This is a genomic window from Streptomyces omiyaensis (assembly GCF_014650895.1).
Classification (GTDB): Bacteria; Actinomycetota; Actinomycetes; order Streptomycetales; family Streptomycetaceae; genus Streptomyces; species Streptomyces omiyaensis.
Genome location: NZ_BMVV01000033.1, coordinates 58,478 through 67,742 on the forward strand (window position 1 = coordinate 58,478; position 9,265 = coordinate 67,742).

Annotated in this window: 9 protein-coding genes and 1 pseudogene; 7 read left to right on the top strand and 3 right to left on the bottom strand. The window is 75.9% G+C overall.

Features of this window, described 5'->3' with window-relative positions; translation table 11 throughout:
* The first annotated feature begins 76 nt into the window (after positions 1 to 76).
* Positions 77 to 313, top strand: coding sequence for a 30S ribosomal protein S18 (gene rpsR, locus IE287_RS33845; RefSeq protein WP_189853097.1), 237 nt, complete (start codon positions 77 to 79; stop codon positions 311 to 313).
* 721 nt (positions 314 to 1,034) lie between these two features.
* Here the strand turns inward: rpsR and IE287_RS33850 are convergent.
* Positions 1,035 to 1,457, bottom strand: a complete 423-nt coding sequence (locus IE287_RS33850) for a DUF6924 domain-containing protein (protein WP_189853098.1) — start codon at positions 1,455 to 1,457, stop codon at positions 1,035 to 1,037.
* A 343-nt stretch (positions 1,458 to 1,800) separates the two neighbouring features.
* On the opposite strand from IE287_RS33850, the gene IE287_RS33855 reads away from it, so the two are divergent.
* Both IE287_RS33855 and IE287_RS33860 read left to right on the top strand, forming a co-directional pair.
* Positions 1,801 to 3,012: an MFS transporter gene (locus tag IE287_RS33855; protein WP_189853099.1), complete on the top strand. Its 1,212-nt coding sequence runs from the start codon at positions 1,801 to 1,803 to the stop codon at positions 3,010 to 3,012.
* 329 nt (positions 3,013 to 3,341) lie between these two features.
* A complete protein-coding gene (locus IE287_RS33860) occupies positions 3,342 to 4,574 on the top strand; it encodes a GNAT family N-acetyltransferase (protein ID WP_189853100.1) in 1,233 nt (410 codons plus the stop codon).
* A 120-nt stretch (positions 4,575 to 4,694) separates the two neighbouring features.
* On the opposite strand, the gene IE287_RS33865 is transcribed toward IE287_RS33860, so the two are convergent.
* Positions 4,695 to 5,099, bottom strand: a complete 405-nt coding sequence (locus IE287_RS33865; RefSeq protein ID WP_189853101.1) for an STAS domain-containing protein — start codon at positions 5,097 to 5,099, stop codon at positions 4,695 to 4,697.
* Between the two features lie 322 nt (positions 5,100 to 5,421).
* On the opposite strand from IE287_RS33865, the gene IE287_RS33870 reads away from it, so the two are divergent.
* The 4 genes and pseudogenes from IE287_RS33870 to IE287_RS33880 all read left to right on the top strand — a co-directional run bounded on the left by IE287_RS33870 (position 5,422) and on the right by IE287_RS33880 (position 8,406).
* Positions 5,422 to 5,814 (top strand): ArsR/SmtB family transcription factor, encoded by a 393-nt coding sequence (locus tag IE287_RS33870; protein ID WP_189853102.1) that lies wholly within the window; start codon positions 5,422 to 5,424, stop codon positions 5,812 to 5,814.
* 241 nt (positions 5,815 to 6,055) lie between these two features.
* Positions 6,056 to 7,399, top strand: a complete 1,344-nt coding sequence (locus IE287_RS33875; RefSeq protein ID WP_189853110.1) for an MFS transporter — start codon at positions 6,056 to 6,058, stop codon at positions 7,397 to 7,399.
* A gap of 207 nt (positions 7,400 to 7,606) precedes the next feature.
* Positions 7,607 to 8,089: pseudogene (locus tag IE287_RS38900) on the top strand (DUF6193 family natural product biosynthesis protein); the annotation flags it as partial.
* On the top strand, positions 7,996 to 8,406 hold the full coding sequence (locus IE287_RS33880) for a RidA family protein (RefSeq protein WP_189853103.1): 411 nt from the start codon (positions 7,996 to 7,998) through the stop codon (positions 8,404 to 8,406). The pseudogene IE287_RS38900 and the gene IE287_RS33880, both read left to right, overlap by 94 nt.
* A gap of 43 nt (positions 8,407 to 8,449) precedes the next feature.
* Here the strand turns inward: IE287_RS33880 and IE287_RS33885 are convergent, their stop codons facing one another.
* Entirely contained in the window at positions 8,450 to 9,064 is a 615-nt protein-coding gene (locus tag IE287_RS33885; RefSeq protein WP_189853104.1) for a hypothetical protein, read from the bottom strand.
* Between the last annotated feature and the right edge of the window lie 201 nt (positions 9,065 to 9,265).

Sequence of the window (9,265 nt, forward strand, 5' to 3'; positions counted from 1 at the left end):
GACCCACCCGTACAGCCCGTTCACGGCCTGGCCCGACCGGCCGTGACGGAAACCCTTCCGCAAAGGAGACCCTGCCATGACCCGACGTTCCGACCCCCGCAAGCCCGTCAAGTCCCGCCCCAACCCGCTCGACGCCGCCGGGATTGCGTACGTCGACTACAAGGACACCGACCTGCTGCGGAAGTTCGTCTCCGACCGCGGCAAGATCCGCAGCCGCCGCGTCACCCGCGTCACCGTCCAGCAGCAGCGAGCCCTCGCCACCGCCATCAAGAACGCGCGGGAGATGGCCCTGCTGCCGTACTCCAGTCGCTGACGCGCCCACCCGGCGGTCCAGGGGAGGGACCGGCCGCGCACAGGGAGAGTCGTGGTGATCGTCATTTCGCTCCCCGCCCGGGAGGACGGGTACGTGGAGTGCCGCATCGTCTACCGGATGTGCTGATCGGAGCCTCCTTGGCGCTGATCCGCCCATGGGCCGGGCCGGTGGACGCGGACCCCGCCCACGTTCCTGTGGTCGCCTCCACGACCGTGTACGGCGACGTCGTCGAGCAGGTCGGCTACGAGCGGGTCTCCGCGACCTCGATCATCAGCGGTCCGGCACGAAACCCGCACCCAGGAGGTCCCCTTCCGGGGGCAGTGCCGCCGGGCTGCCCATGCCCGCCGGCGGCTCTTCGGCGGTTCTGGAGGCTGCCCGGGTGTGGGGGTGTGGTTCGGGGGCAGGCGGTGTGTCGAGCGCATGGGACTGCACTCGACCACCGCGCCCGCGGCCCTTCCCCCGGCCGCCGGCCCGTGGTTCCGCGACCGCCCCGCCCCGTACCCCTTTCCCGGTGCGGGGCGGTCGCCCTGTCCGCCGCCGCCCGGGTGCGCCTTCCCGTTCGTCCCCGGCGTGATCGCGGTGCCCGGCACGGTCCGGCGCCCGCCCGGGGTTCGTCTCTCCCCCCACGAACACCCGACCGCCGCCTTGCCGGCGCCGTCCGCCTGTCTCTCGCCTGCGAGGTGCGGGTTCCCACCGGCGGACGTGATCGGCCGACGACGCGTCAGTCCTCGTCGAAGCCGCGAAACGTACCCGATCCGTCGACGGCGTCGGCGAACTCCGCGAAGTCCATGTTGGCGAGGGTGAGGTTGGCCGAGACGTCGGGGAACCATCGGGCCGGGACCCTGAACGTCCGCCCGGGTTCCTCCGAGAGGTCCACGGCCAGGAGCGGGTGATCCGGCTCGCTCATCGTGGTCGCGTCCGCCAGGAACACGTCGCCGATCCGGGCGTTCTCGTCCGCGGCCGACTCCTCGTCCACCAACGCCCGGACTTCCACGCCGGCGAAGCGCAGCTCGCTGACGTACGTGGCGTGGGAGGACTCGTCGGTCGCGTCGAGTGCGGCACGCACCGCGTCCCAGGACCCGTCGTCACCGAAGTCGGTGCGCAGGACGAGCGAGGTCAGGTCGTCAGGCTGAGGAAGAGGCATCCGATGATCCTCTCACTCGCCACCGACAACGCCCCCGGAACCGCCTCCTCGACCGCCCCCGACACCGCTGTTGACGCCGCCCCGGCATGCCGCCCCCCTGTCCCCACCCACGGGGACGGATCGCCCCTCGCGTGCGAGAACCGGTCCGTTCCCTCCGGGGAACGCCGCCCGTGCAGGGCTTCCGAGGCGGAGCGCGGGCGCGCGGCGCGAGTCTGTCCCGGGGGCGGACGTCCACGTCGGAATCCTGCCGGAAGCCGGCGGCCGTCCCTGCTGGACTGGTGGTCGTCTTCCGCACCCCCCACCTTGCGCCCCGCAGGTGACGGCACCCTTCAGGACGGGACCCATGTCCACAGCGACCACCGCTTCTTCCCCGCACCCCGCGTTACCGCCGGACCGCTCGCCCCTGCTTTCCTGGCTGGCCGTCGTCTCGGTGACGCTGGGGATCTTCTCGATCGTCACCACCGAGATCCTGCCGATCGGCCTGCTGACCTCGATCGGATCGAGTTTCGACGTCTCGGACGGAACGGCCGGTCTCATGATGACCATGCCGGGATTCCTCGCCGCGGTCTCGGCGCCCCTGGTCACCGTGGCGACGGGACGGATCGACCGGCGGCTCATGCTGGGGGTGTTCGTCCTCCTGCTGGCGCTCGCCAACGTCCTGGCGGCCGTCGCGACGGACTACGGGACGGTGCTGGTGTCCCGCGTCCTGGTGGGCGTCACCATCGGCGGGTTCTGGTCCATCGCGGCCGGGCTCGCCGGGCAGCTCGTGCCCGCGCGTTCCGCGGGCCGGGCGACCGCGGTGATCTTCTCGGCGGTGCCGCTCGGATCGGTGCTCGGGGTGCCGCTGGGCACGTACGTCGGTGACGCCGCGGGGTGGCGGACCGCGTTCCTCGTCATGGGCGGCTTCACCCTCGCCGTCCTCGCCCTGCTGCTCCTGGTCGTCCCGCCGCTCCCCGCCGTCCGTGCGACCCGGCTCGACGTCCTCGGCGCCACGCTGCGGAGGGCACACACCCGCCTCGCCCTGGCGATGACCTTCCTCGTCGTGCTCGCCCACTTCGGTACGTACACCTACGTCACGCCCTTCCTGGAGCGGGTGACCGGGGCGGGCGCGGGTCTCGTCACGGTCTGCCTGCTCGTCTACGGAGCCGCCGGAATCGCCGGCAACTTCCTCGGCGGATCGGCCGTGGGCCGCCGGCCGCGCGCCACCTTCGCCGTGGTCGCCGCGATGATCGCCGGCGCGACCCTGCTCCTCCCGCTCCTCGGGCGGTGGCCCGTGGGCGCGGTGGCGCTGCTGGTCGTCTGGGGCCTCGCCTACGGGGCCGTGCCGGTCTGCTCGCAGACCTGGTTCGCCAAGGGCTCGGCCGACGCCCCCGAGGCGTCCTCCGTCCTCTTCACCGCCTCCTTCCAGGCCACCCTCTCCACCGGTGCCCTGGCGGGAGGGGCCGTCCTCGACCGCACCTCTCCCTCCGCGGTCATGCTGCTGGGCGGTACGACGGCCGGCCTGGCGGTGCTGGTGGCCGGTGCCGGGGCCCGTGGGGCGCGGAAGCACGCGTGAGCGAGGGCGGCGTGGGTGGTGTGGAGGCGTGGGCGGTGACGGTGGTGGCGATGGTGCCGACGGAAGCCGCCGGGAGGTGTCGGGGCGGTGGTACCGATCGACGGCTTCGGGTCTCGCCTCTCGTGCCCGGGGCGAGGCCCGGACGGCTGCCGCGTGGTGCGGGTGGAGCCGTGCCTGCCGACGACGCCCCGCGGCGCCCGGACCGGTCACGAGGACGACGCTGCCGTCGGGGACGGGCGGTAAATCGGTTGACCCGTTCGCGGGGCGCCGCTGCACTGGAGCGGTGCGCCGCGGCCGTGGCGCGCGGTCCGGGAAGGCAGCGGCAGCGCATGGAGATCCGTTCGACGACCGACGAGGACCTCGCCGTCTTCGTCGACACGCTGCACACCGCGTTCGGACGCTTTCCGGAGACCCCGGGCCCGGACGGCGGAGGGGTGTGGTGGGCGGCGCTGGAGATGGAGCGCAACGTGCTCGCGGTCGATCCCGGCGGGCGGCCCGTCGGCACCGCCGGCGCGTACTCCTTCGAGCTCACCCTTCCCGGCGGGACCGTCGTCCCCGCCTCCGGCGTGACCGCCGTGGGCGTCCTGCCCTCGCACCGGCGCCGGGGCGTGCTCAGCAGCATGATGAGGCATCAGCTCGCCGGTCTGTGGGCCCGCGGCGAGGTCCTCTCCGTCCTGCTGGCCTCCGAGGCCGTGATCTACCGCCGTTTCGGGTACGGGCCGGCGACCTCCACCCGGCGGCTGTCCGTCGCCCGCCACCAGGGCGCCTTCGCCGAGCCCCGGGCGCGCGGCGCGGCCGGCACGCGGGACCCGGGGCCGGGCCCGGGCTCGGTCGAGGTGCTGCGGCGGGCCGACTGCGGCACCGTCCTCGAAGAGGTCTACGACCGCTACCGCCGCGCCCAGCCGGGGGCGCTCTCCCGGCCGCACCGCTGGTGGGCCCTGGGCGCCGGACAGCCCCCGGTCGCCACCGCCCCGCGGTACGTCGCCCTCCACCGGGACGCCCACGGCGCCCCGGACGGCTACGCCTCCTACTCCCTCGACGGCGACACCCTGACCGTCGACGAGACCGTCACCACCGACGACGCCGTCTTCGCCGACCTGGTCCGGTTCGCGCTCGGGCACGACCTCGTCGCCCGGGTCGTCCTCGAGCACGTTCCGCCGGACCACCCGCTGCGCCACCGGTTCGCCGACTACCGCGCCGCCGAGGTCACCCAGGACACCGACTGGCTCTGGGTGCGCCTCCTCGACGTCCCCGGCGCGCTGACCGCGCGCGGCTGGTTCGCCGACGGGGAACTCGTCCTCGACGTCGACGACCCGTTCCTCGGCGAGCGCGGACGCCACCTGCTGACCGTCCGCGACGGGAAGGCCGACTGCGTCCCGACGGACCGCCGGCCCGACCTCTCCCTGGACGTGAGCGATCTGGGCTCCCTCTACCTCGGCGGTACGGCTCCGAGCACCCTGGTGCGCGCGGGCCACATCCACGCCCACGACGCGGACGCCGCGCGCCGCGCCGACGCCCTCTTCCGTACGGAACGCCTGCCGCACTGCCTGCACTGGTTCTGACGGAGGACGACTCGGGAGCAGGCCAGAGGTAGAGCCGGAGCCGGAGGCAGGACAAGCCCGGGACCGGGGGCCGAGGTCCTTCGCGTCGCCGCGTGGGGCCCCGGGACCTCCCGCGTCCGCTCAGGCGTCCTCGGGCCAGGCGTCGCTACGCCATTCGCGTTCCTCGGCGCCCCGGTCGCGGTGGGCGGCGAGCGCCGCGGCGAGGTCGCCGTGCACCGCGATGGCCACCCGCCCGTCACCGAAGCCGCCGCCCGCACCGCCTTCCGCACCGCCTCCCGGTACGGCGGCGAGTTCGAGCCCGCGCCCCTCCGCGGCGAGCCGCGACGCGGCCTCCGAGACCGCCAGCCGCCCCCCGTCGGACCATCCGCGCAGGCCGGTGAGGTCGAGGACCACGGGCCCGGTGCCCCGCGCCAGTGCCCAGCCGACGGCTCCCTGGAACCGTCCCACGGCCTCTTGGCCGAGAAACCCGGCCAAGGAGAGCACACCGAGGCCTGGGTGGATGGTGTAGCGCCACTCGATGGTCATCGTCGTCTCTCCTCGCTCCCGGCCATGTCCCGGCCGTCCGCAGCATCCTCACCCGAGACCCCGTTCCCGTGCACGACGGTCCACGGATCGGTCACCCGTCCCGGAATGCAGACAGCGGGGCGGCCGGGAAGCCGGGCCGTCGGACAGTCGGACTGTCGGGAAGCCGGACAGTCGGGAAGTCGGACGGTCGGACGGTCGGGTGCCGAGGAAGCCCGGCGGCGGGGCAGGAGGGCGGTCGGGCGGCCGGTGCCGCTCGTCCGGGGCGCGTGCCCGGCCCTCCCTCCAGGCGCCCGTCACCGCGCCTCCTCCCTACGATGGCCCCATGGCGGATCCCGTACGCGAACAGGTCGAGCCCCCGGCCGGGGCGGAGTCCCCTGCCCACGAGTCCCCCGTCCATCCGGGAACACCCCAGCCGCCGCAGCTCGCGGCGGCCGCCGAGGTGTTCGGGCTGCTCGGCGACCCGACCCGGCTCCAGCTGCTCTGGGTGCTGACCCGGGGCGAGGCCGACGTCGGCGCCCTGACGGCGGCGTGCGGCGCGGCGCGTCCGGCGGTCAGTCAGCACCTGGCCAAGCTGCGGCTCGGAGGGCTCGTGCAGACCCGCAAGGACGGGCGGCGAGTGGTCTACGCGCTGCCGGACGGCCACCTGAGGCGGCTGGTGGTCGAGGCCCTGAACCGGGCCGACCACATGGTGACCGGGGAGCCCTGGCACGACTGACCGGACCGGCGCACGGAGCCGGACCCGGACCCGGACCCGGACCCGGACCCGGACCCGGATGCTCCCCGCTCCGGCCTCCCCGCCCGGGCTTCCCCGCCCCGCCCGGGTTTCCCGCCCCGCCCGCCCCGGCCCTCCCCGTCCGATGGCGGCGCCCGACTTCATCGCCGACATGTGCGCACTCATGCACATGTCCGCTACGGTGAGGGGGACCGCACCCCCGCTGCCGACCGAGGGCGTCCCCATGCTGTCCGTCCTGCGCGACCGCACGTACCGGCACCTCTTCCTCGCCCAGGCCGTCGCCCTGACCGGCACGGGCCTCGCGACCGTCGCCCTCGCCCTCCTCGCGTACGACCTCGCCGGAGCCCACGCGACGGCCGTGCTCGGCACCGCCCTCGCGCTCAAGATGGCGGCGTACGTCGGACTGGCGCCCCTCGCCGGCGCGCTCGCCCGCCGGGTCCCGCGCCGGACGCTGCTCGTCGGCGCCGACCTCGTACGGCTGGCCGCCGCCCTGTGCCTGCCGTTCGTGGGGCAGGTCTGGCAGGTGTACGCGCTCGTGCTGCTGCTCCAGGCCGCCTCGGCCGTCTTCACCCCCGCCTTCCAGGCCACGATCCCGCGGGTCCTGCCCGAGGAGCGCGACTACACCCGGGCCCTCGCCCTCTCCCGGCTCGCCTACGACCTGGAGAGCCTCGCCAGTCCCCTCCTCGCCGCCGCCCTCCTCGCCCTCCTCCCCTACGGGTGGCTGTTCACCGGCACCGCGGCCGGCTTCCTCCTCTCCGCCCTGCTGGTCCTGCCCCTGCGCCTCCCGCCGGACGCCCCGTCCGGGCCCGGGACGGAGCGGGTCCCCGGCGTGCGGCTGCTCCTCGCCACGCCGCGGCTGCGCGCCCTGCTCGCGCTCGACCTCGCGGTCGCCGCCGCCGGGGCGATGGTGCTCGTCGACACGGTCGTCCTCGTCCAGGAGGCGCTGGGCCGCCCGCCCGGCGACGTGTCCCTCGCCCTCGCCGCGTACGGAGCGGGCTCGATGACCGTGGCCCTCGTCCTGCCGCGCCTGCTCGGCAGGACCGGCGACCGCGCCCTCATGCTGCCCGCCGCCGGTCTCCTCGCCGCCGGCCTCGTCCTGCTGACCGCCGCGCTCGCCTCCGGGTGGGCCGACGCGCACCGGACAGCCGCCTGGCCGGCGCTGCTCGCCCTCTGGCTCTGCCTGGGCGCCGCGACCTCGGCGGTCCTCACCCCCGGCGGACGGCTGCTGCGCCGCTCCGCCGCCGACCCCGACCTGCCCGCCCTCTTCGCCGCGCGCTTCTCCCTCTCGCACGGCTGCTGGCTGCTCACCTACCCCCTCGCCGGATGGCTCGCCTCCCGCGCGGGCCCCGCCGCCTCCGCCGGGGCCCTCGCCGCCGTCACCCTGGCCGCGGGCCTCGCCGCCACCCGGCTCTGGCCGCGCGCCGACCCCGCGGAGCTGGAGCACACCCACCCGGAACTCCCCGCCGACCACCCCCACATGGCCGTCGGCGCCGGCCGGGGCCACCGCCACTCCCACCCCTTCCGCATCGACCCCCTCCACCACCACTGGCCGACGCCGGCCGGCTGAGCCGGGGGCGGGGAAGGAGTGCCATAGCCGCCCCGGGGGGGGCAGCGGCATCATCCACGCCATGCGGCGAACACCCCCGCCCGCGCCTCCCGACCCCGCACGCGTCGTGGAGTCGGAGCGGCGTCGGCTGCGCGCGGAGGCCGCGGAGCCGCCCCGCTCCCGGGCGGACGCGCACCGGGAGCTGGTCGAAACTCCCGGGCGGACGCGCACCGGGAGCTGGTCGAAGCGGCCTGCGCGACGCCGGAGCCGCGGGCGCCGTATCCGTTCACGGGTCACCGGGCGCTGCGTTTCTCCGTCGCCACCCGCCCGCTTCCGGACGCCGTGGGGCCGGGCCCGTGGTGCACGGAGGACGGCGGGTTCCGGGTGGCGCTCCTCGTGGCGCGGCCGGGCCGGGCCTTCGGCCGTGCGCGGGAGGCGGCCGCGGAGGCGGTGCGGCTGCCGCCGGAGGGGCTCGGACCGGTGCGGTACGGGGGCGCGCCCGGGGCGCGGGAAATGAGGTCGAGCCGGCGGAGGAAGGCTGAGAGGGTGGGGTGTTCCCGCGTCCGTGGGCCCGGTGGGGGCCCGGGGCGCGCCGCCGCAGCCGAGAGGGAGCCCCCGTGCCCCGTGCCGTCAGCCTCATCCGTTCCGCGTCCCTGTCCGACGTCGCCGAGTACGCGTACGCGGCGACCGCGCCGGCCGATGCCCGGCTGATCTTCCTGGCCGGCGCCTGCCCGCTCGACGCCGACGGCGGGACCGTCGCCGTCGGGGACTACGCGGGGCAGGCCGCCGCCTGCGTCGCGAACCTGCGGACCGCGCTGGAGGACGCCGGGGCCGGCGTCGAGGACGTGATCAGCACGCGGGTGCTCGTCGCGACGACCCGTCAGCAGGACCTGGTGGCCGCCTGGGAGGTGGTGCGGGACGCCTTCGGCGCCCACGACGTGCCCAGCACCCTGATGGGCGTCACCGTGCTCGGGTACCACGACCAGCTCGTCGAGATCGAGGCCGTCGCCGCCGTCCTCGACGCCTGACCCCCTCGGGCCGGGTGGCGCGTGCGTCATGCGGGACGGCGCCTCAGGCGGGGTGGCGCGTCCAGAGGGTCAGGTCGCTGGAGGTGGCGACGGCGAGGGTCCGCCCCGACGGGGAGAAGCCGGCGGCGCGCAGCGTCGACCACGTGGAGTGCAGGACGTGCCACCAGCCCTCGGTGTGCGGCGGCCGGTGCCAGTTCCCGCCGTTGCCGGAGAGCAGGATCCGGTGGCCGGGCCAGTCGGGGGCCTCGACGTCCACCGTCCAGCCGTCGCCGCTCGTGCTGTGCAGGCCGCCGCCGTACAGCCCGGCGACGCGCACCCGCTGTCCCGCCAGCGGGCCGATCCAGGGACAGGAGAGGTCGGGCGTGCCGTCCGGCCCGTCGTCCTCCGGGTCGCGGTCCCGCGCGATCCGCTCGCCCGTCACCGCGTCGAAGACGCCGTACCCGGCGGAGGAGACGGCCATCACCAGATCGTGGCCGGTGGCGGGGTCCACGCCGAAGCCGACGCCGGTGAGCCCGCCGACGGCGGCGTACCCGCCGAAGACGTTCCGCCACGGCGCCGGGGCGGGGACGACCGGGGCGTCGAGGAGCCGTCGCCGCAGCCCCTCCTGGTACGGGGACAGGGCGGGGGCGCCGGCGTCCGGCGCGGTCTTCCTCGGCATCCCCCGATCATCGCGCAGCGGCGCCCGACGCCCGACGCCGGCCCCGATTCCCGACTCCTCACCCCCGCGCCCCGGTCCCCTCGCCCCTGATCCGTAGCGTGTGCTCCACGGGGCCCGCCGGCCGCGATCGGGCCCTGTCCGGACGGAATCGGGGGGGCGGGGCGGGAATCGAGCGGGGGGGGGGGGGGGGGGGGGGGGGGG